This is a genomic window from Pseudoduganella chitinolytica, from assembly GCF_029028125.1.
GTDB lineage: Bacteria > Pseudomonadota > Gammaproteobacteria > Burkholderiales > Burkholderiaceae_D > Rugamonas > Rugamonas chitinolytica.
Window position 1 is genome coordinate 6,324,185 of sequence record NZ_CP119083.1, and the last position, 21,589, is coordinate 6,345,773.

At 65.3% G+C, this 21,589-nt stretch carries 17 protein-coding genes; 13 read left to right on the plus strand and 4 right to left on the minus strand.

Annotated elements, in window-relative coordinates:
- Window positions 1–26 precede the first annotated feature (26 nt).
- Window positions 27–3,203, minus strand: a complete 3,177-nt coding sequence (locus PX653_RS27935) for an Rne/Rng family ribonuclease (RefSeq protein WP_277415883.1) — start codon at window positions 3,201–3,203, stop codon at window positions 27–29.
- A 700-nt stretch (window positions 3,204–3,903) separates the two neighbouring features.
- Here PX653_RS27935 and rluC point away from each other — a divergent pair.
- The 4 genes from rluC (at window position 3,904) to PX653_RS27955 (ending at window position 7,164) form a co-directional block, all read left to right on the plus strand.
- Window positions 3,904–4,935: a 23S rRNA pseudouridine(955/2504/2580) synthase RluC gene (gene rluC / locus PX653_RS27940; RefSeq protein WP_277415884.1), complete on the plus strand. Its 1,032-nt coding sequence runs from the start codon at window positions 3,904–3,906 to the stop codon at window positions 4,933–4,935.
- Between the two features lie 103 nt (window positions 4,936–5,038).
- Window positions 5,039–5,701, plus strand: coding sequence for an HAD-IIIA family hydrolase (locus PX653_RS27945; protein ID WP_277415885.1), 663 nt, complete (start codon window positions 5,039–5,041; stop codon window positions 5,699–5,701).
- Window positions 5,702–5,782: 81 nt separating this feature from the next.
- Window positions 5,783–6,100 (plus strand): Rieske (2Fe-2S) protein, encoded by a 318-nt coding sequence (locus PX653_RS27950; protein ID WP_371876486.1) that lies wholly within the window; start codon window positions 5,783–5,785, stop codon window positions 6,098–6,100.
- A gap of 56 nt (window positions 6,101–6,156) precedes the next feature.
- Entirely contained in the window at window positions 6,157–7,164 is a 1,008-nt protein-coding gene (locus PX653_RS27955) for a S49 family peptidase (RefSeq protein ID WP_277415886.1), read from the plus strand.
- A 358-nt stretch (window positions 7,165–7,522) separates the two neighbouring features.
- Here the strand turns inward: PX653_RS27955 and PX653_RS27960 are convergent, their stop codons facing one another.
- Window positions 7,523–7,810 (minus strand): hypothetical protein, encoded by a 288-nt coding sequence (locus tag PX653_RS27960; RefSeq protein ID WP_277415887.1) that lies wholly within the window; start codon window positions 7,808–7,810, stop codon window positions 7,523–7,525.
- A gap of 347 nt (window positions 7,811–8,157) precedes the next feature.
- Here PX653_RS27960 and PX653_RS27965 point away from each other — a divergent pair, with 347 nt between their 5' ends.
- The 4 genes from PX653_RS27965 to flhA all read left to right on the plus strand — a co-directional run bounded on the left by PX653_RS27965 (window position 8,158) and on the right by flhA (window position 13,497).
- The gene (locus PX653_RS27965) at window positions 8,158–8,871 is read left to right on the plus strand and encodes a pseudouridine synthase (RefSeq protein WP_277415888.1); all 714 of its coding nucleotides are present in this window, start codon (window positions 8,158–8,160) and stop codon (window positions 8,869–8,871) included.
- 4 nt (window positions 8,872–8,875) lie between these two features.
- Entirely contained in the window at window positions 8,876–9,898 is a 1,023-nt protein-coding gene (locus PX653_RS27970) for a fumarylacetoacetate hydrolase family protein (protein WP_277415889.1), read from the plus strand.
- Window positions 9,899–9,988: 90 nt separating this feature from the next.
- On the plus strand, window positions 9,989–11,143 hold the full coding sequence (gene flhB, locus PX653_RS27975) for a flagellar biosynthesis protein FlhB (RefSeq protein ID WP_277415890.1): 1,155 nt from the start codon (window positions 9,989–9,991) through the stop codon (window positions 11,141–11,143).
- 206 nt (window positions 11,144–11,349) lie between these two features.
- The gene (flhA, locus tag PX653_RS27980; protein WP_277415891.1) at window positions 11,350–13,497 is read left to right on the plus strand and encodes a flagellar biosynthesis protein FlhA; all 2,148 of its coding nucleotides are present in this window, start codon (window positions 11,350–11,352) and stop codon (window positions 13,495–13,497) included.
- Window positions 13,498–14,018: 521 nt separating this feature from the next.
- On the opposite strand, the gene PX653_RS27985 is transcribed toward flhA, so the two are convergent.
- A complete protein-coding gene (locus PX653_RS27985; RefSeq protein ID WP_277415892.1) occupies window positions 14,019–16,142 on the minus strand; it encodes a TonB-dependent receptor in 2,124 nt (707 codons plus the stop codon).
- A 226-nt stretch (window positions 16,143–16,368) separates the two neighbouring features.
- On the opposite strand from PX653_RS27985, the gene flhF reads away from it, so the two are divergent.
- The 5 genes from flhF to motD are packed head-to-tail and all read left to right on the plus strand — an operon-like array spanning window position 16,369 to window position 20,979.
- Window positions 16,369–17,856 (plus strand): flagellar biosynthesis GTPase FlhF, encoded by a 1,488-nt coding sequence (gene flhF / locus PX653_RS27990; RefSeq protein ID WP_277415893.1) that lies wholly within the window; start codon window positions 16,369–16,371, stop codon window positions 17,854–17,856.
- Window positions 17,849–18,664: a MinD/ParA family ATP-binding protein gene (locus PX653_RS27995; RefSeq protein ID WP_277415894.1), complete on the plus strand. Its 816-nt coding sequence runs from the start codon at window positions 17,849–17,851 to the stop codon at window positions 18,662–18,664. Before flhF ends, PX653_RS27995 begins: the two co-directional genes overlap by 8 nt.
- A gap of 28 nt (window positions 18,665–18,692) precedes the next feature.
- Window positions 18,693–19,424, plus strand: coding sequence for an RNA polymerase sigma factor FliA (locus PX653_RS28000; protein ID WP_277415895.1), 732 nt, complete (start codon window positions 18,693–18,695; stop codon window positions 19,422–19,424).
- Window positions 19,406–20,152 (plus strand): flagellar motor protein, encoded by a 747-nt coding sequence (locus tag PX653_RS28005; protein ID WP_277415896.1) that lies wholly within the window; start codon window positions 19,406–19,408, stop codon window positions 20,150–20,152. Before PX653_RS28000 ends, PX653_RS28005 begins: the two co-directional genes overlap by 19 nt.
- Before the next feature lie 17 nt (window positions 20,153–20,169).
- The gene (motD, locus tag PX653_RS28010; protein ID WP_277415897.1) at window positions 20,170–20,979 is read left to right on the plus strand and encodes a flagellar motor protein MotD; all 810 of its coding nucleotides are present in this window, start codon (window positions 20,170–20,172) and stop codon (window positions 20,977–20,979) included.
- 158 nt (window positions 20,980–21,137) lie between these two features.
- Here the strand turns inward: motD and PX653_RS28015 are convergent, their stop codons facing one another.
- The gene (locus PX653_RS28015) at window positions 21,138–21,548 is read right to left on the minus strand and encodes a VOC family protein (RefSeq protein WP_277415898.1); all 411 of its coding nucleotides are present in this window, start codon (window positions 21,546–21,548) and stop codon (window positions 21,138–21,140) included.
- Window positions 21,549–21,589: the final 41 nt, after the last annotated feature.

Here is a 21,589-nt window from a genome sequence, read left to right on the forward strand (position 1 = left end):
CCCTTTTGTATTACGGCGTTACCGCATCACTGGCGGGTGGACACTTGCACCAGCGGCTCGTCGGCGACGACGGGGGCCGGCTTGCGCTGGCGGCGTACCGGTGCCGGTGGCGCTTCCTGGGCGGCCGCTTCCTGCGCGGCGCGCAGCTTGGCCGGGTCGGTCGACGCCATCTGCAGGCCGGCCGAGGCCAGCAGGGCGTCCAGGTCGGCCGCGGGTGCCGGTGCAGTTGCCCGTACCGGTGCCGGTGTCGGAGCAGGCGCTGGGGCCGGTGCCTCGACAGGCGCTGGTGCTGGCGCTGCAGCCGGCGCTTCGGCCTGGACCGGAGCCGGGGTGGCTGGCGCTGGCTCGGCCGGAGCCTGCTCGACCGGGGCGGCCGCGACGGGCGCCGGTGCCTCGACCGGTGCGTGGACCGGGGCTTCTGCCGCCGCCTTCACGGGCTCCGGTGCCACCTCGGCTACCGGTGGCAGCGGCTCGGCGGCCGGTGCCTCGACGATTTCCGCTTCGGCCGGCTCGACTGCGGGCGCGGCCGGTGCCTGGGCAACGGCGGCTTCCTCGACGGCTGGCACGACCACGACGTCATCGGCGGCCTGGGCTACGGCCGGGGCCGCTTCCTGGGCTGTTTCCAGTTTTGGTTCGGCTTGCGCCGGTACGGCGGCCTGGACCGGTGCTTCAGGCTGGGCCTGCTGCACGATCGGCTCGGCTTGCTCGGCTGGTACTGCCGTCACGACGGCGGTCGCCACCTCGACGGTTTCCGTCACGACCACCGTTGCAACGACAGCCTTGTCGGCATTGTCGCCCTCGGCGGCAAAACCGCTTTCGCCTTCGCTGCCTTCGACGCCATCGATGCCCTCGGCGCCTTCGCGTTCACGGCGATTGCGGTTGCGGCCGCCACGACGGCGGCGGCGGCGCGGCTCGTCGCCCCCTTCGCCACCCTCGAACTCTTCACCTTCCGGACCCGCGTTGGCGGTGCCGGCCGATTTCACCAGGCTTGGCGTCTCCGTGGCCGGGGCGCTGCCTGTACCGACGGGACCGACACCGGCTGCCGCCAGCGCCAGTTCCTCGGCTTTCGCTTCGGCCGGCTGGGCTTTCGGTTCGCGTGGCTCACGCGGTTCGCGCGGTGGGCGGGGAGCGCGTTCCGGACGCTCGCCACGTTCCGGACGCTCGGCACGCTCGGTGCGCTCGGCACGGGCGGCCGGCGCGGCCTGGCCTTCCACGACTTCACGCGGCTCGCGCGGCTCACGCACTTCACGCGGTTCCCGTGGCGGACGCGGCGGGCGGGCTGGACGGCCCTCCGCGGCGGCCGGCTTCACGCCTTCCTCGCGGCTGCCAGGTTCGCGCTCGTCACGGCCACCCTTGCCGTTGCGGCCACGGCCGCGTGGGCCACGGGCGTTCTTGTCGGTGCGGTCGGCGCTTGGTACCACCGGTTTCGTGACGATGGCCGGGGTGGGCGGTGCCACCGGTTCCGGCTGCTTGCCGGTAAAGAACGACACCAGCTTGGCAAAGAAGCCCTGCTCGGCCGGTGGCGCCGCGACGGGGGCCGGCGGCGGCGCCACCGGCGCGACCGGCTCGGCCGGCTTGCGGTCCACCATCGGTGCCGGCTGGCTTGGCGTGATCGTCTTGACGACGGCTTCCTGGCGCGGCTTGGCTTCTTCCTTCTGGCGCTTGGCAAAGGCCATGTCGGTCTCGGCCTGCTCGGCCATCGTGTAGCTGGCGGCCGTGTCTTCCAGGCGCGGATCGTCGTGCTTGATGCGTTCCAGCTTGTAGTGCGGCGTGTCCAGGTGCTTGTTCGGTACCAGGATCACCGTGATGCGGTGGCGGTTCTCGATCTTCAGCACTTCGCCGCGCTTCTCGTTGAGCAGGAAGGCGGCCACGTCGACCGGCACCTGCACGTGGATGGCGGCGCTGTTTTCCTTCATCGCCTCTTCCTGGATGATGCGCAGCACCTGCAGGGCGGACGATTCCGTGTCGCGGATATGGCCGGTGCCGGAGCAGCGCGGGCACGTCACGTGCGAGCCTTCGGACAACGAAGGGCGCAGGCGCTGGCGCGACAGTTCCATCAGGCCGAAGCGGGAAATCTTGCCCATCTGGACGCGCGCACGGTCATGGTGCAGGGCGTCTTTCAGGCGCTGTTCCACTTCGCGCTGGTTCTTCGCCACTTCCATGTCGATGAAGTCGATGACGATCAGGCCGCCCAGGTCGCGCAGGCGCAGCTGGCGGGCCACTTCCTCGGCCGCTTCGCAGTTGGTGTTGAACGCGGTCGTCTCGATGTCGGAACCGCGCGTGGCACGGGCCGAGTTGACGTCGACCGACACCAGCGCTTCCGTGTGGTCGATGACGATGGCGCCGCCCGACGGCAGCGGCACGGTGCGGCTGTACGCGGTCTCGATCTGGTGTTCGATCTGGAAGCGCGAGAACAGCGGCACGTCGTCGCTGTAGCGTTTCACGCGGTGCACCATGTCGGGCATCACGTGGCTCATGAACTGGTGCGCCTGTTCGTAGATCTCGTCGGTGTCGATCAGGATCTCGCCGATGTCGGGCTGGTAGTAGTCGCGGATGGCGCGGATGACGAGCGAGCTTTCCTGGTAGATCAGGAAGGCGCCCGAGGCGGCCTTGGAGGCGCCTTCGATCGCGCGCCACAGCTGCATCAGGTAGTTCAGGTCCCACTGCAGCTCTTCGACGTTGCGGCCGATGCCGGCGGTGCGGGCAATCACGGACATGCCTTGCGGCAGGTCCAGCTTGTCCATCGTCTCGCGCAGTTCCTGGCGCTCCTCGCCCTCGACGCGGCGCGATACGCCGCCGCCGCGCGGGTTGTTCGGCATCAGCACCAGGTAACGGCCGGCCAGGGAGATGAACGACGTCAGCGCAGCGCCCTTGTTGCCGCGCTCTTCCTTTTCGACCTGGACCATGATTTCCTGGCCCTCGCGCAGCGCTTCCTTGATGGTGGCATTGCGGACGTCGCAGCCTTCACGGAAATACGTACGGGCAACTTCTTTGAATGGGAGGAAACCGTGGCGATCTTCGCCGTAGCTGACGAAGCAGGCTTCGAGCGACGGTTCGATGCGGGTGATGACGCCTTTGTAGATATTGGACTTGCGCTGCTCGCGTCCGGCGGTTTCGATGTCGATGTCGATCAGTTTCTGACCGTCGACAATTGCCACGCGCAGCTCTTCCTGCTGCGTGGCGTTGAACAACATGCGTTTCATTTTTATTTGACTCCGCGACCCTTGGGCCATGTAATGCCGCTTCCGTGGAAACGGCAACCATACAAGGATATACGCGAGAATTAAGGAGGCCGTGGAGAAATGCCTCGTCGTGCGGCAGCGCGCGGTGGCGCGGCTGCAGCAGCAGGGCGCATGGGGCCGATCGTCCTGCCGAGTTCGCACCACCTGCAACTCATCCTGTCGCACCGAGCATGTCGGGACGGGAGAATGCGGGCGTGCGCAGAGCGTCGAGCCAGGACATCTTGTATGGCGCCTGGCGAAACGGCAGCGTTATCGGTTCCATCAACCAGCGAGCAACGACTGTAGTGCTTGCTCGCCGGACTTATCCTAAATTCCAGCCAATCTAATCCAGCATCCGGGCGCATGAGGCAGCCATCCAATACCGTCGCGATCGCAGGCAGATGACGCCGCGAAACAGCCGTACAACGGTAAGGCAGGCCTCGCGGGCGGCAAATGCAACGCGCGGCTGGCTTATCAGGCCGCCATAATCCGATGACGACAGAGGTCGTAACCCTGACCCGCGCCCGAATGTGCGTATACATTTATTTCCGCTGAATTTGCAATCAGGCGAGGCCAGCGGATGCGCCCCTGTGTAGAATTGTGGTTTTCTTCTTACACTGCAGCAGCTTGAAGTACTACTTCGAGTACAGCTTCGCTACGGCAAAACGATTATATATTCAAAATGAAGGACTTAGAGAGATTTTCTGGGATGACAACGCAAAACGGCCCCGTCCGGGGCGGTCACAAACCTGCCGCGACTTCCCCCAACACAGTCCTGCCGCAAGCGCAATTCGTCACGATCGGCGAAGAAGAGGCCGGTCAGCGGATAGATAACTACCTGTTGCGGGTTTGCAAAGGTGTACCGAAAAGCCACATCTACCGTATCCTCCGCTCAGGCGAGGTGCGGGTCAACAAGGGGCGCATCGACCAGCTGTACCGGCTGGTCGCGGGCGACGTCGTGCGCATCCCGCCGGTGCGCGTGGCGGAGAAGGCGGAAAACAACGTTCCGGCCGCCGAGTTCCCGATCGTGTTCGAGGATGCCCACATGCTGGTCGTCGACAAGCCGGCCGGCGTGGCCGTCCATGGCGGCTCCGGGGTGTCGTTCGGTGTAATCGAACAGTTGCGCGCATCGCGGCCGGATGCGAAGTTCCTGGAGCTGGTGCACCGCCTGGACCGGGAAACGTCGGGATTGTTGCTGCTGGCTAAGAAACGCTCGGCGCTGACGTCCCTGCATGAACAGATGCGCGATGGCCTGACGGACAAGCGCTACCTGGCCCTGGCGGTGGGGGACTGGAAGAACCAGCGCCAGCACGTCAAATTGCCGCTGCACAAATACACGACGGCGGATGGCGAGCGTCGCGTGGCCGTGCAGGCCGACGGCATGCCGTCCCACACGGTTTTCACATTGTTAAGGAAATATGACAACTTCGCGCTGCTGGAAGCGGAGCTGAAAACAGGGCGTACCCACCAGATCCGGGTTCATCTTGCATCGTCGGGCTTTCCTATCGCGGGTGACGACAAATACGGTGATTTCGCGCTCAACAAAGCATTACAGAAAGGTGACGGCAGTCGCGGCGCCCTGAAGCGGATGTTCCTGCACGCTCACCAGATCACGTTCACGCACCCGGAGACGGGCAAAATGATGACGCTGAACGCACCCCTCGCGCCCGAATGCGAAAAATTCTTGGTAAGCTTGGGGCAACCGCGCGGTTGAGCAGCGCGAAGCAATACGGTCAAGCAGCAACATCGAGCAGCATCGAGCAGCAATACGGGGGGCCGCGCCCCCTTCTCTACAGGAGCCGGCCCAGCCGGAATACATGGCAAGAAAGCAATTTGACCTGATCGTGTTCGATTGGGATGGCACCTTGATGGACAGCACCGCCACGATCGTCAAGTCGATCCAGGCGGCGGCGCGCGACCTCGGCCTGCCCATTCCCAGCCGGGAAGCGGCCGCCCACGTCATCGGCCTGGGCCTGACCGAGGCGATGCAAGTGGTCCTGGGGCCGGACGTCGATCCGAAATACCATCCGCGCATGGTGGAGCGCTACCGTTATCACTACCTGACGAAGGACCACGAGCTGACGTTGTTCGACGGCGTGCCCGAGCTGCTGCAGGACCTGTCGCAGCAGGGGTATTTCCTGGCGGTGGCGACCGGCAAGAGCCGCGTCGGCCTGAACCGGGCGCTGAACGCGGCCGGCCTGCTGGCCACGTTCGATGCCACCCGCTGTGCCGACGAGACCTTCTCCAAGCCGCATCCCGCGATGCTGCAGGAACTGACGCGCGAGCTGGGCCAGGACCTGAAGCGCACGGTGATGATCGGCGACACGACGCATGACCTGCTGATGGCGCAGAACGCCGGTGCCGCCGGCATTGCCGTCGAGTATGGCGCCCATCCGGTAGACCAGCTGGCGGCGTGCCGCCCCCTGTTTTCCGCCAAGGACGTGCCCGAACTGCACCGATGGCTGGGCGAGCATGCCTGACGTAACCGTTAACAAGGTACCGACACCATCGTGAGCGACGAGATCCTGATCTGTGCGGCCGATGCCGTCGTCGATGGCGGCATGGGCGTGCGCTTTCCCGTCACGGCGGGCGGCGAGGACGCGACCGCGTTCGTCATCCGCCATGGCGGGAAGGCTTATGGCTACCTGAACCGCTGCGCCCACGTACCGATCGAACTGGACTGGGCGCCGGGCGAGTTCTTCGAATCGAGCAAGATGTACCTGATGTGCAGTACGCATGGCGCCGTCTACATTCCCAGCACGGGCCAGTGTGCCGGCGGGCCGTGCCGCGGCGGCAAGCTGCGCCCCATTGGCGTGACCGAGCGCGACGACAGGCTGTACTGGCAGCCGGACGAGTTCGTGCGCCCGGCGCGCGCGTGATGTGCTTCCGTTGATGTGCTTCCGTTGATGTCCTTCTGCCTTACCACCGACTTTTCATGAGCGACAATATCTCCCCGACGCCTCCCTCGCAGCCGCCTGTTGCGCCCGGTCCCGGCCAGCCGCCCATCAACTGGGAACGCGAAGTGCTGGAAAAGCTCGTCTTCGCGACGATCAAGGAACAGCGCGCCAATCGCCGCTGGAGCATCTTCTTCAAGATCTTCCTGTTGCTGATGCTGTTCCTGGCCATCGCCAGCTACTTCAACCTGAGCTTCCTGGGCGGCGATGCGGAAGTGGGGCGCCATACGGCGTTGATCGAGATCGAAGGCAATATCGAGTCCGAGGGCAGCGGTTCCGCGGCCGTCGTGATCCCGGCGCTGAACAAGGCGTTCGCGGACGACAGTTCCGTCGCCGTCGTGCTGCACATCAATAGTCCGGGCGGCAGTCCCGTCCAGGCGGGCATGATCGTCGACGAGATCCAGCGCCTGCGCAAGGGCTATCCGGACAAGCCGTTGTATGCCGTCGTCGACGAGATCTGCGCCTCTGGCGGCTACTACATCGCCGCCTCGGCCGACAGCATCTACGTCAACAAGGCCAGCATCATCGGTTCCATCGGCGTGCTGATGGATGGCTTCGGTTTTACCGGCACCATGGAGAAGCTGGGCGTCGAGCGCCGCCTGCTGACGGCCGGCGAGAACAAGGGTTTCATGGACCCGTTCAGCCCCCAGTCGGCCAAGCACAAGGAACATGCCCAGGAGATGCTCAACGAAATCCACGAGCAGTTCATCGACGTGGTGCGGGCCGGCCGCGGCAAGCGCCTGCATGAGACGCCGGAAATGTTCTCCGGACTGTTCTGGACCGGTACCCGGGCCATCAAGATGGGCCTGGCGGATGACCTGGGCAGCGTCGACAGTGTCGCGCGCGACGTTGTCAAGGCCGAGGACATCATCGACTATACCCAGCATGAGGGCCTGCCCGAGCGCGTGCTGAAGAAGTTCGGCGCCGCCGTCGGCAGCGGCGCCTTCAAGGCCGCCGTGGGCGAGGCGGCCCGGGTGTCTGTGAGGTAATAGTTCGGGCACAGGGCGGATTCTTGCGGATTTGTCCCGTGCGCCTTGATAAATCTCGCGCTTGGACTATAGTAAGCGTGTAGTTCATTTCAAGGGAGAGCATATCAGTCTGTCCATCCGAGTGACCAGCGGAGCATCTGGCCGTAGCGGTACCGGCACGGATTCATGAGCGGCAACGTAGTCTCATGCAGTCTTATGCAGTGTTATGCAGTGTTATGCAGTCTCATGCAGTTCCTGGAGACGCTGTCCAACCCGCGCGGAGCATGCTGAAGCTGAACTACCAACTGCATCGACGATGCGGATCAGAGAGAATTTAATTCCTCGTTCATGTCCTGTGATGGGGCAAGAAAACGGCGGCTCAGGCCGCTGTTTTCGTTGGGTAGCCCACACCGGAAGGGGGCAACTCGTTGCCACTGGCGAAACCGCCCGCGTTCAGCCAGGCCGTCAGGTCCTCTTCGGAGCTGGCCAGCCATGCTGCCTGCGGCATCGCGCCGACGGTGCAGCTTTCCCAGGTCCGCAGGCTGCGCAGCCTTATACGGTTCAGGCCGGCGGCGGCGGCCAGCTGGGCAGCAGCGCCCCGGGCCACGGCAAGGCGGGTCGCGTGGATCGTCTGTTCGTGCGAGATGCGCGGCGTATTGTGGGTCATGGCATCCTCCTGGGGCTCAGGCTCAGGTTTGAATTCAGGTTCAGGTTCAGGTTCAAGTTCAAGTTCAAGCTCAAGTTCAAGTTCAAGTTCAAAGTTCAACGTCAAGTTCAGGTTCTAGCTCTGGTTCGGGCCAAGGCCACGGTCACGGCCAAAGCCAAGGCCAAGTTCGCGGACTGGCCGGCACAGCGGTGCGGCACGCGGTTCGCTAATGGCTGGGCTAGGAATCCTGCCGAGCTGTTCAGTAAATTCCTACGACAATTTCAGTCTAACAATGCCCCTTCCATGCAGCTTGATATGCATCAAGTGCTCGGCAGGCAACGGACGCAAATCCGGTAGAATGCCGGCCCATGAGCAAATTATCCCTGGATCGGATCCTGCAATCGCAAGGCTTCGGCACCCGCAAGTACTGCCGCACCCTGATCGAGGACGGCGAAGTGGCCGTCAACGGTGTTGTGCAGGACAGCTATAAGACCGTCGTCGATACGGAAAGTTTGGTGCTGACCGTGTTCGACGAGGAATGGCGCTACCGCGAGCACGTCTACATCGCCCTGTACAAGCCTGCCAACTTCGAGTGTTCGCGCAAGCCCAGCCATCGTCCCGGCGTGCTGACGTTGCTGCCCGAGCAATTCACGTGGCGCGAAGTACAGCCCGTCGGCCGGCTCGACCATGACACGACGGGCCTGCTGCTGATGTCGGACGACGGCCCGTTCATCCACGCGCTGTCCTCACCCAAGCGGCACGTGCCGAAGGTGTACCAGGCCACGACCGCCGAGCCCGTTACAGACGCGCTGGTGGCCCAGTTGCTGGCCGGCGTGCAGTTGCACGACGAACCGGCGCCGCTGGCGGCCCTCGTGTGCGAGCAGACGGGGGAGCACCAGCTGGACATCGTGCTGGAACAAGGCAAGTACCACCAGGTCAAGCGCATGCTGGCCGCGGCCGGCAACCACTGCAGCGCGCTGCACCGTGCCGCCATTGGCGGCCTGACCTTGGCGTCGCTGGGTCTGCAGGGAGGCGAGTGGTGCTACCTGGACGAGGCGCAGCTGGCATTGTTGGCAGGCTGAGCGAATGAAGCTCGCGACCCTGAACGACGGCAGCCGCGACGGCCAACTGGTCGTCGTCGCGCGCGACCTGAAAACGGCCGTCGTGGCCGACGGCATCGCACCGACCTTGCAGCGGGCGCTGGACGACTGGGCGTTCATCGCACCCCAGCTGGACAATCTGTCGCGCCAGCTGAACGACGGCAAGGCCCGCCGCACGTTTGACTTCGACCCGCGCCGCTGCATGGCGCCGCTGCCGCGTGCCTTCCAATGGGCCGACGGCTCTGCCTACGTCAACCACGTGGAACTGGTGCGCAAGGCGCGCAATGCCGAAATGCCGGCCTCGTTCTGGCAGGAGCCGTTGCTGTACCAGGGCGGCAGCGACGACTTCCTGGGGCCGACGGCCGATATCGTCGTGGCCGACGAGGCGTGGGGCATCGATTTCGAGGCGGAAGTGGCGGTCGTCACGGACGACGTGCCCATGGGCGCCACGCCTGACGAGGCGTTCGGCCAGGTCCGGTTGCTGATGCTGGTCAACGACGTCTCGCTGCGCCATCTCATTCCCGACGAGCTGGCCAAGGGGTTCGGCTTCTTCCAGTCGAAGCCCGCCAGCGCCTTTAGCCCCGTCGCGGTGACGCCGGACGAGCTGGGCGACGCCTGGCGCGACGCCAAGTTGCACCTGGCGCTGCGCTCGACGTGGAATGGCCGCCTGGTGGGCCAGCCCAATGCCGGCGTCGACATGGTGTTCGATTTCGCCCAACTGGTCGCCCATGCCGCGAAAACACGCAATTTGCGCGCCGGCACGATCATCGGTTCGGGCACCGTGTCGAACAAGGATGCCAGGAAGGGCTACTCATGCATTGCCGAGAAGCGCTGCCTGGAAACCATCGCCGACGGCAAGCCCGTGACGCCGTTCATGGCCTATGGCGACACCATCCGCATCGAGATGGCGGACGGCGACGGCAAGTCGATCTTCGGCGCCATCGAGCAGACGGTGCGGCCGACAGGCTACGTGCCGCCGGCTCCCGTTGCTGCGGAGAAACCGGAATAAGGCCGGCAAAGTCCCTTTGCTTGGCCGATCGGGCGCGCCGGGCGGCCGCGATAATGACGCTTCCCATCCATTTCGTGACCGGAGCAGCGCGTGGCAGAAGACAGCGAAGCCGAGAAGACAGAACCGGCGTCAGAGAGGCGCCTCCAGCAGGCGCGCGAAGAAGGCGACGTTCCCCGGTCCCGCGAAGTCGGCACGTTTGCCGTCCTGATGGTGTCGGGCGTGGCGCTGTACGTCATGGGCTCGTCCATGGCGGCCAAGCTGGGCACGGCCCTGAAATCGGGGCTGTCGCTGACGCGTGAGCAGGTCTACAACCCGGACGTGCTGATCACCCGCATCCTGACCGACGTGGTCAACGTGCTCATCACGTTCCTGCCCATCGGCGCCGCCGTCATGCTGGTGGCGCTGATCTCGCCCGTCTTCGTCGGCGGCTGGCTGTTCAGCTCGAAGGCATTCATGCCGAAGTTCAGCAAGCTCAACCCGATCAACGGCATCACCAACATGGTGTCGAAAAACGCGCTCGTCGAGCTGCTGAAGGCGATCGTCAAGACGATCGTCGTCGGCTCCGTGGCATACATGGTCATCATGAAGCAGAAGGACGCGATGTTCGGCCTCGCCAACGAGTCGCTCGACAACAGCATCGTGCACATGCTGGACATGATGGCAATGAGCTTCCTGTACCTGGTCGGTGCGCTCGGCTTCATCGCGGTGATCGACGCGCCGTACCAGATGTGGCACTACGCCGACAAGCTGAAGATGACGCGCCAGGAGACGATCCAGGAATCGAAGGAAAACGACGGCAATCCGCAGATCAAGGGCAAGATCCGCCAGATGCAGCGCGAGATGGCCAAGGGCCGCATGATGCAGGACGTGCCGACGGCCGACGTGGTCGTCACCAACCCGACGCACTATGCGGTGGCGCTGAAGTATGCCGACGGGTCGAAAGGTGCGCCGAAGGTTGTGGCCAAGGGTACCGACGAGGTGGCGGCCAAGATCCGCGAGCTGGCCAAGGAGCACAAGGTCGCGATCCTGGAAGCCCCGCCGCTGGCCCGTGCGCTGTTCAAGCACACGGAAATCGGCGACGAGATCCCGGCGCGGCTGTACGCGGCCGTGGCCGAAGTGCTGGCCTACGTCTACCAGCTGCGGGCATACCGTCCGGGCGGGCGTTATCCGGACCGTCCGACCCAGCTGGACGTGCCAGCCGACATGGACCCGAACAATCCGGCGTCGCAGAAGAAGCCGCAGTAATACCGTTTGCACCCAGAGGCAGGAGCTGGGGTCGGACCCGCCGGGTCCGACCCCGGTCCTCGTCTTCAGAATAGGTGACTGTCACCGCTTTCCTGGCGTCGTGGGAATTACCGGGTGTTTCCCCGCCTTTTCCCTGCATCGTTTCCCCACTGCATCATCAATAATCTCAGCATCCGAGAACTTCTCGCTTGCGAAGGAACCTACTGATGAACAGCTTGAAACTGCCGGCATGGATGAGTGGGATGGGTGGCGGCAATGCGATGAGCATGGCGGCGCCGATCCTGATCATCATGCTGCTGGCGATGATGATCCTGCCGCTGCCGGCCATCGTCCTCGACCTGTTCTTCAGTTTTAACATCGCGCTGTCGATCATCGTGTTGCTGACCAGCCTGTACACGGTCAAGCCGCTCGACTTCATGGCGTTCCCCGCCGTGCTGCTGGTGTCCACCATGCTGCGCCTGTCGCTGAACGTCGCCTCCACCCGTATCGTGCTGACCGAGGGCCACACCGGTGGCGCCGCCGCCGGCAAGGTCATCGAGGCTTTCGGCCACTTCCTGATCGGCGGCAACTACACGATCGGTATTGTCGTCTTCATCATCCTGACCATCATCAACTTCGTTGTCGTGACGAAGGGTGCCGGCCGTATCGCCGAGGTGGGCGCCCGCTTCGCGCTGGACGCATTGCCCGGCAAGCAGATGGCGATCGACGCCGACCTGAACGCCGGCCTGATCGGCGAAGCGGATGCCCGCAAGCGCCGCAGCGAAGTCTCGCAGGAAGCGGAATTCTACGGCGCGATGGACGGTGCGTCGAAGTACGTGCGCGGCGACGCGGTGGCCGGCATCATGGTTACCGTCATCAACGTCGTCGGCGGCCTGTTGATCGGTATCCTGTCGCACGACATGCCGGTGGGCGAGGCGGCCAAGGTCTACACGCTGCTGGCGATCGGTGACGGCCTGGTGGCGCAGATCCCGTCGCTGGTGATCTCGGTCGCGGCCGGTATCATCGTCTCGCGCGTGGCCAGCGATACCGACGTCGGTACGCAGATGGTCGGCCAGCTGTTCGCCAAGCCGCAAGTCATGTACATCACTGGCGGCATCATCGGCGGCATGGGCCTGATCCCGGGCATGCCGAACTTCATGTTCCTGTCGCTGGGCGCGGCACTGGGCGGCACCGGCTACCTGCTGGACAAGAAGCAGAAGGAAGCGGTCGCGAACGGCACGGCCGGCCGTCCGGCAGGCGGCGGTGGTGGCGGCAACGCGGCGGCCGGCGGTGCGGCAGCGGGCGGCGGTGCGGCCGCGCCGGCGGAAAACGAGGAAGCCAGCTGGGCGGACGTGCAGGCCGTCGACACGCTGGGCCTGGAAGTGGGTTACCGCCTGATTCCGCTGGTGGACAAGGCGCAAAGCGGCGAGCTGCTGAAGCGCATCAAGGGCATCCGCAAGAAGTTCGCGCAGGAAGTGGGCTTCCTGGCGCCGCCCGTGCACATCCGCGACAACCTGGAGCTGAAGCCGTCCGCCTACCGCATCACGCTGAAGGGCGTGGAAGTGGGCGCCGGCGAAGCGTTCAACGGCCAGTTCCTGGCGATCAATCCGGGCATGGCCAGCGGCAACCTGCCGGGCCTGGCCACGACGGACCCCGCGTTCGGCCTGCCGGCCACGTGGATCGACGCCAGCCTGCGCGACCAGGCCCAGGGCATGGGCTACACCGTCGTCGATGCCGGCACGGTTGTCGCGACGCACCTGAACCACCTGATCACGACGCATGCGTCGGAACTCCTGGGCCGCACGGAAGTGCAGGCGCTGCTGGATCACCTGGGCAAGGAAGCGCCGAAGCTGGTGGAAGATCTGGTACCGAAGATGCTTTCGCTGTCCGCACTGCAGAAAGTGCTGCAGAACCTGCTGGGCGAAGGCGTGCACATCCGCGACATGCGCTCGATCATCGAAGCGCTGGCCGAGCACACCGCGCACACGCAGGATCCGGGCGAGCTGACGGCACTGGTACGTATCGCCCTGGGCCGCGCCATCGTCCAGCAGCTGTTCCCGGGCAACGGCGAGCTGTCCGTGATGACCCTGGACAACCGCCTGGAACGCCTGCTGATGCAGGCGCTGGCGACGGGCGGCGCGGACGGCGGCGGAATCGAGCCGGGCCTGGCCGACACGATTGCCCAGCAGGCCGCGCAGGCATCGCAGCAGCAGGAAGCGCTGGGCGTGACGCCGGTGCTGCTGGTGCCGGGCCCGCTGCGTCCATTGCTGTCGCGCTTCCTGCGCCGCGCGCTGCCGCAGCTGAAGGTGCTGTCACATGCCGAGATCCCGGAATCGAAGACGATCCGCGTGACGGCGCTGGTGGGCAATACCTAATGTTTGAAAACACCGGGGCAGGTCGCTGCTTGGGGTCTGTCCCCGGTAAGTGATAACCAGCGAAGCATGGTTGGCGGCGTCAGGGGACTGACCCCGGTTTTATCGATCCGGTAACGGACCACAGATTTGGGGACAGCCTCCAGATTTGGGGACAGCCTCCGATTTCTGATTTGGGGACAGCCTCCGATTGCTCTGCACCTGGAAGCTTCTTCGGAATTGGAGGTTGTCCCCAATTTGCGCAATTGCTCCAGATTTGGGGACAGCCTCCAATTGCTCTGCACCTGGAAGCTTCTTCGGAATTGGAGGCTGTCCCCAATTTGTCGGAATTGGAGGCTGTCCCCAATTTGGTCGAGGCAAATGGGCCAGCGAGCCCCCGGCCTGTTCGTCAACCCAGGACCAGGATCTGGGGTCAGCCCCGCCGGGTCTGACCCCGGCTCCCCGCCGTCGGGTTGCTTCATGTTAGCGGCCCGCGGAGGTCCTTCTGAATTTGGCGGAATTGGAGTCCGTCCTGGGTTTTCCGTTTAGAACTGATACCGTGCCGTCAGCGCCGCCGAGCGTGGCGCACCCGGCATGTTCAGGTTCGGCGAGCTGCCGTGGCCCGACACGATGTACGTACGGTCCAGCAGGTTGTACACGTTCAGCTGCAGGTCCACGCGGCCCAGCTTCCAGCCCGCCATCGCATCGACGGTGGCAAAGCCGGGCAGGGTGACCGTGTTGCCCGGGTTGGCGAAGCGCTGGCCGACGGCGTTGACGCCGGCGCCCGCGCGCAGGCCGTTGCCGAACGACTTCGCCAGCCACAGGTTGGCGCTGTGGCGCGGCGTCAGCGTGGCGCGCTTGCCCTGCACCGGCACCCGTTTGAAGACGTTGTCGCTGCTGTCCAGCGCCGGCGACGACGTCACCTTCGCATCCAGGTAGCCGTAGCCGGCCCACACCTGCCAGCCCTGCGGCAGCTGGCCCGTCAACGTCAGCTCCAGGCCGTCCGTACGTTGCGTGCCGATCGGCACCAGGCGGTTCGTCACGGGGTCGGTCGCCTTGATATTGGTGCGCTCCAGGCGGAACAGCGAGGCGGTGGCCGACAGCGCGCCGCCCAGGAAGTCGAACTTGCCGCCCACTTCCTTGTTGGTCGTCTCCTCCGGCTCGATCTGGGCGTTGTTGGCGGCCAGCGCGAAGTTCTCCGCCGACGGCTGGAACGACTTGCTGAACGACACGTAATACGACTGCGCGACCGACGGTTGCCAGACCAGGCCGGCACGGGGGCTCCACGCCACGTCGGTACGGCCCAGGTTGCTCTGGCCTGCGCGGCGCTCGACCGTTTCCTGTTCGAAGTGGTCATAGCGGGCGCCGACCAGCGCCTTCCACTGTTCCGACAACGCCACCAGGTCCTGCACGTAGGCGCTGGCCGTCTTCATGATGCCCAGGTTGTCCGTGGACGGCGCCACCGTCAGCGTCTTGGCCAGCACCGGCAGCACCGGATTGAACAGCGGGACGACGGCGATGCCGTTCTGCGAGCGCGTGACCTGGTCCTTGTTCTGCTTGCCCACCTCGATGCCGTACAGCAGCTTGTGCGTCATGCCGCCCAGGCTGGCGGTCTGCGTCAGCTCGGTCTGGTTGAACCAGCCGTTTTCCTCGCGCCGCAGGTTGGTGCGGTTCAGCGAGGCCGTCAACAAGGCTTCGTTGACGGCGCCGACCAGCGTGTTGTAGCGCGCCAAGGTGTAGTCGTAGTGGCGGTAGGCGTTGCGCAGGCTCAACTGCTCGCTGAAGCGGTGTTCCAGCGTGAAGCCCAGCGCCGTGACTTCCGCGTGCGAGTAGTCGACGTCGCGTGCGTTGGCGGCGCCGTAGTAGGTGCCGGCCGGCACGTCCACGGGACGGCCCTTGAACGACGGTACGCCGAAGTCCGTCACGCGCCGGTCCGACAGGTGTTCCGCCTGCAGCAGCAGGGTGGTAGCGGTGCCCAGCTGGAACTGCAGCGATGGCGCGATGGCGTCGCGCTCGAGGAACTGCTGGTCGCGGTAGCCGTCCGCACGCTCGACGGCGCCGGTGACGCGGAACGCCATATTGCCTTCCGTGGCGGCCAGGTCCATTTCGCCGCGGCGGCGGTTGTCGCTGCCCACCTTGGCCGTCAGCTCGCGTTTGCTGGCGCCCGGCTTCTTGCTGATCCGGTTGATCAGGCCACCCGACGAGCCGCGCCCGTACAGCACGGCGGCGGGGCCCTTCAGCACTTCGATGCGCTCGATATTGGACAGGTCACGGAAGTACAACGCATCGTCGCGCAGGCCGTCGACGAACTGGTCGGCAATGGCGGAGAAGCCGCGCAGCGTGACCTGGTCGCGCTGGCCGTCACCATGTGACAGGCCGACACCGGGCACGAACTTCATCGCATCTTCCATCGAACCCACCGACTGGTCGCGCAGCAGTTGTTCCGGGATCACGTTGACGGTTTGCGGAATGTCGCGCAGCGGGGCATCCACCTTGGTCGCCGTCATCGCGGAGACAGGGTTGTACGGCTCGGCGCGGGCACCCGTGACGGTGACGACATTGACTGGCGCTTCCGCCTCGTCGGCGGGGGCTGCCATGGCGGCATGGCATTGGACGAACGTGACCAGGGCGGCCGCGGCGGCGGCGATCGGCTTCTTGTGGATGGACATATTGCTCTTCTCTCTCAGGTGGCGCTTCCTGCTGCGAAAAACATGCAGCGAGAATGCGAATTATTATTATTCGCATCTTCTCATGGCGAAGAGCAAGGTGCAAGTGACCGCCCCGGCGGCCCGGCGCTGAATTGCAGGGTAAATCCCGTCCTTTTCGTCGAATGATTTCCTCAGTGCATCGTCAATAATCTCAACATCTGAGAACACCCAAGGCAGGAGCCGCAGCATGAACGTCAAAAAATTTACCGCGCCCACGTCGCGTGAGGCGCTGCGCAAAGTCCGCGAGGCCCTCGGCCCCGACGCGGTGATCCTGTCCAACCGTCCGATGGATGGCGTGGTCGAGATCCTGGCCCTGGCCAATGACGATGCCGCCTCGCTGGCGCAGCCGGCCGCCGACGCGCCGCTGGGCATACCCGACCTGGAGATCGAGGATACGTACACCCCGGCGCCGATGATGGCCTCGCCGGCGCCACGCGCCGCCGCGCCAGCCGCTGCGCCCCGCCAGCCGAGCCCGCAACAGATGCAGGACGCCATCAAGGCGCGCATGCAGGCGCAGATGGAAGCGCAGCGCGAAGCGGAGGCGCAGGCCAACATGGAAGCGCGCATGCAGGCACGGGCCCAGGCCCAGGCCCGCCCGGCGCCGGCCTTTGCCGCTGCCGCACCGGCCGCCAATTTCGTCCAGCCCGCGCCAGCGCTGGACATGGACCGCATCTCGGCCATGGTGGCCGACGCCGTCAGCTCCGCCAAGGCCAATGCCGCCGCGGAAATGAGCACGATGATGACGGAACTGCGCGCCATGCGCGGCATGATGGAAACGCAGCTGGCCGAGCTGTCGTGGGGTTCGTCGCAACAGCGCGAGCCGCACAAGGCCGCCGTGCTGCGTGAAATGCTGGCCGCCGGCTTCTCGGCGTCGCTGGCCAAGATGCTGATCGAAAAAATGCCCGCCGGCCGCTCCGCCGAGGAAAGCCTGCGCTGGGTGCGCACGGTGCTGGCACGCAACATCAGCGCCATCTCGAACGAAGACGCGCTGATCGAAAATGGCGGCGTGTTCGCCCTGGTCGGCCCAACCGGTGTCGGCAAGACGACGTCCACCGCCAAGCTGGCCGCGCGCTGCGTGATGCGCCACGGCCCGGAAAAGCTGGCCCTGATCACGACCGACGCCTACCGTATCGGCGCACACGAGCAACTGCGCATCTACGGCAAGATCCTGGGCGTGATGGTGCACTCGGTAAAGGACGAAGCGGACCTGCGCATCGCCCTGAAGGAACTGCGCAACAAGCATACCGTGCTGATCGACACCGTCGGTGTCAGCCAGCGCGACCAGATGGTCACGGAACAGGTTGCCATGCTGCAGGGCGCCGACGCCGACGTGAAACGCCTGCTGTGCCTGAACAGCACGTCCACCCAGGAAACGCTGGCCGAAGTGGTGCGCGCCTACCAGGGCACGGGCCTGGCCGGCGCCATCATGACGAAGCTGGACGAAGCCGCGTCGATCGGCAACGTGCTGGACGTGGTGATCCGCCAGAAGCTGAACCTGTTCTACGTGTCGAACGGCCAGCGCGTGCCGGAAGACCTGCACCTGGCCAGGCCGGACGAGCTGGTCGAGCGGGCGTTCCGTTCCAAGAAGGACGTCAGCCAGTTCGCCGACAGCGACCTGCCGATGCTGATGGCCGCCGCCGGCAACAATGCAATGCGCGAGGTGCACCTTGGCTAACTTCAATTTCGACCAGGCAGAAGGCCTGCGCCGGATGCTGGCGGGGCCGCCGCGGCCCCGTATCGTCACGTTCCTGTCGGCCACGCCGCAGGACGACAAGGGATCCATGCTCGTCAACCTGGGCGCCTCGCTGGCCCGCGCCGGCAACGACGTGCTGCTGGTGGACGCCTGCGCCAGCGCGCACGGTGTCGCCTCGCGCCTCGGCGTCGACAACGGCGCCAGCCTGCTCGGCGTGGCGCGCCAGGAGTGCGGCCTGAACCAGGTCGTGCACCAGGTGCCGCAAGGCTTCAACGTGGTGTCGATGACGCGCGGCGAAGTGCGCAACGGCCCGCAGGAAGCGCGCCGCCTGGCCAAGGCGTTCGACGTGATGGCGGCCCAGGCCGGCATCGTGCTGGTGGACGGCGAGTTCGACGGCGAAGCGTTTCCCGTGCCGGTGATGGCCAGCTCGGAGATCGTGGTGCAGGTGTCGAACAGCGCCACGTCCATCAAGAACGCCTACATGATGATCAAGCGCCTGAACCACGAACTGGGCCGTCGCCCGTTCGGCATTGTCGTCACGGGCGCGTCCGAAGCTGAGGCACGGGTGGTTTACGATAATATGGCGCAGGCGGCAAGCCGTTACCTGGCGGTCAATCTGGTGTCGATGGGTTCCGTGCCGGCCGACGAGTACCTGCACCGCGCCGCGCGGCTGGGCCGCGCTGTGGTGGATGCGTTCCCGCTGGCGGGCGCTTCCGTCGCATTCCGCCAGATGGCCGGGCGTTTTGCCCTGGGGAGCGCGCCGGCCGGATTCGCGGGGAGCGGCAACTGATTTGCGCCTATAACAAGTAGAACTATTTATGTACACGGTCAAAGGGAAGGTGAACAAGGATTCGCTGCTGACGGAGCACATGCCGCTCGTCAAGCGCCTTGCCCACCACATGAAGGCAAAATTGCCGCCCAGCGTGGAAGTCGATGACCTGGTACAGGCAGGCATGATCGGCCTGCTCGACGCAATCAGCCGCTACGAGGAAACCCATGGAGCGCAATTCGAGACCTATGCGGTGATGCGCATCCGCGGCGCCATGCTCGACGAGCTGCGCAGCAGCGACTGGATGCCGCGCACGATGCGCCAGGACATGCGCAAGATCGAGAACGCGATGGCCGTGCTGCAGCAGAAGCTGGGCCGGCCGCCCAGCGAGTCCGAGGTGGCCAAGTCGCTCAAGCTGTCGCTGCCGGATTACCAGGAGATGCTGTCCGAAGGCGGCGGCCACCAGCTCGTCTATTACGAGGACTTCAAGGACGACGACGGCAACGACAGCTTCCTGGACCGCTACGCGCATGACGAAGATGCCGACCCGCTGCGTGCACTGATGGACACCGACTTCCGCCAGGCCGTCATCGATGCGATCGATGCGTTGCCGCCCCGCGAGAAATTACTGATGGGCCTGTACTACGAGGAAGAGTTGAACCTGAAAGAAATCGGCGCCGTCATGGGCGTCTCCGAATCGCGCGTATCGCAATTGCATACGCAGGCCGTCGCGCGCTTGCGCGCCACTCTCCGGGAGCAGGCATGGACTGGTCCAGCGTAGCCGGCATACTGCTGGCGCTGGCCGGTCTCGTCGTCGGACAATCGCTGGAAGGCGGCAAGCTCTCGTCTCTCGTCCAGCCCGCCGCGTTTGCCATCGTTGTCATCGGCACCTTCGGCGCCGTGCTGCTGCAGACCCGGCCCGCCACCTTGCGGCGCGGCATCCTGATGCTGCGCTGGGTGTTCCGCCCGCCCGAGGACAGCCGCGCCGCGCTGAAGAAGGACATCCAGCAGTGGAACCAGACGGTGCGCCGCGCAGGTCCCTTGGCGCTGGAGCGCCACATGGCGGCCGCCACCGATCCGTTCATGGCTAAGGGCCTGCGCATGATCATCGACGGCATCCAGCCCGATAAACTGCGCCAGTTGCTGGACACGGAAATCACCGCCTTCGAGACGGCCGAGCGCCAGGCCGTGCGCGTATGGGAAGCCGCCGCCGGCTATTCGCCGACGATCGGCATCCTGGGCGCCGTGCTGGGCCTGATCCACGTGATGGAAAACCTGTCCGACCCGGCCAAGCTGGGCCCCGGCATCGCGGTGGCGTTCGTCTCCACGATCTACGGTGTCGGCCTGGCCAACCTGTTCTTCTACCCGATCGCCAACAAGCTGAAGAACATCGTCACGGCGCAAGTACACCAGCAGGAAATCGCCGCCGCCGTGTTCCACGACCTGGCCACGGGCGACTTCACCCGCATCATGGACGAGCGCATCGCCACGCTGATGCGCGATCACTGACGTCACGAGCCGCATCGATGACCCAATACCGCCGCGCCCGCCGCCCGTATGACGAAGAGCCGGAAAACCACGAGCGCTGGCTGATCTCGTATGCCGACTTCATCACCTTGCTGTTCGCGTTCTTCGTGGTGATGTACGCGATCTCGGTGGTCAACACGGGCAAGTACAAGGTCTTCTCGGACGCGCTGGGCGATGCCTTCGGCGGCGCCGGCGCCGCGTTGACGCAGAACACGGAAGTGCAGACCACGCCCCAAGCCACGCCGCAGGCGGTGCGCCGCCGCGTCATGATCGCGCAGGAAAAGGTGCGCATGACCAAGCTGGCGCAGGACCTGCTGGCAACGATGGCGCCGCTGGTCAAGGAAGGCAAGGTGCGCGTCACGCAGGACAGCCGCGGCGTATCCGTGGAGATCAACGCTTCCGTGCTGTTCGATCCGGCCGAAGCCAAGCTGACGGAAGAGTCGCGCGAAGCGCTGCAGGCCGTCGCGGTCCTGCTGAAGGACGACCCCCATGCGGTGCAGGTGGAAGGGCACACGGACAACCAGCCGATCCGCAACATGTACGCGTCGAACTGGGAGCTGTCGTCGATGCGCGCCGCCACCGTCGTGCGCCTCTTCATCGAGTCGGGCGTCGCGCCGGAACGGCTGACGGCCGTGGGCCACGCGTCGAACCACCCGGTGGCCGACAACAATGACCCGATCGGCCGCGCCCGCAACCGGCGCGTGGCCATCACCATCCTGTCCGGCGTGCCCGATCCGGAGACGGAGATTCCGACCGCGGCGGACGGAGCCGAGGCGGCGCCGGCACCCAGGCCTGCGCCGGTCCGCTGAGCAGGCGCCCAACGCAGCGTGCCACAGGTGCCGTTACACCCAAGGGCAGAAGGCTGGGGTCAGACCCGCCGGGTCTGACCCCGGTCTCTGGTCCTGGGGTGAAACAGGCTGACAGTCACTACCCGTCACCCCGGGTTGCTTTGGCTGCCGCCAGCCGCTCAACCCGCCTGCTGAATCCTCACCATATTCCCTGCCGGATCGCGCACCGCGAAGTCGCGCACGCCGTACGGCTGCTCGGTCGGCTCCTGCACGATCTCCACGTCGCGCCCCTGCAGCCGGTCGAACGCCTCCTCCAGGTTCCTGGTGGCCAGCAACAGCATGCCGTACGTCCCCTTGGCCATCATCTCCGTGATGGTGCGGCGTTCCTCGTCCGTCACGCCCGGGCCGACGCCCGGCGGCGCCAGCACGATCGATGTCTCGGGCTGGCCGACGGGGCCAACGGTGATCCAGCGCAGCGCGCCATAGGCGACGTCCTTGCGCACCTCGAAGCCCAGCTTGTCGCGGTAGAACGCCAGCGAGGCTTCCGGGTCGAGGTGGTTGATGAAGGTCGAGTGGATGGTCAGGTTCATGGTGTGTCTCCTTGTGAGGTGGAGATGCCAGCTTAGCTGGG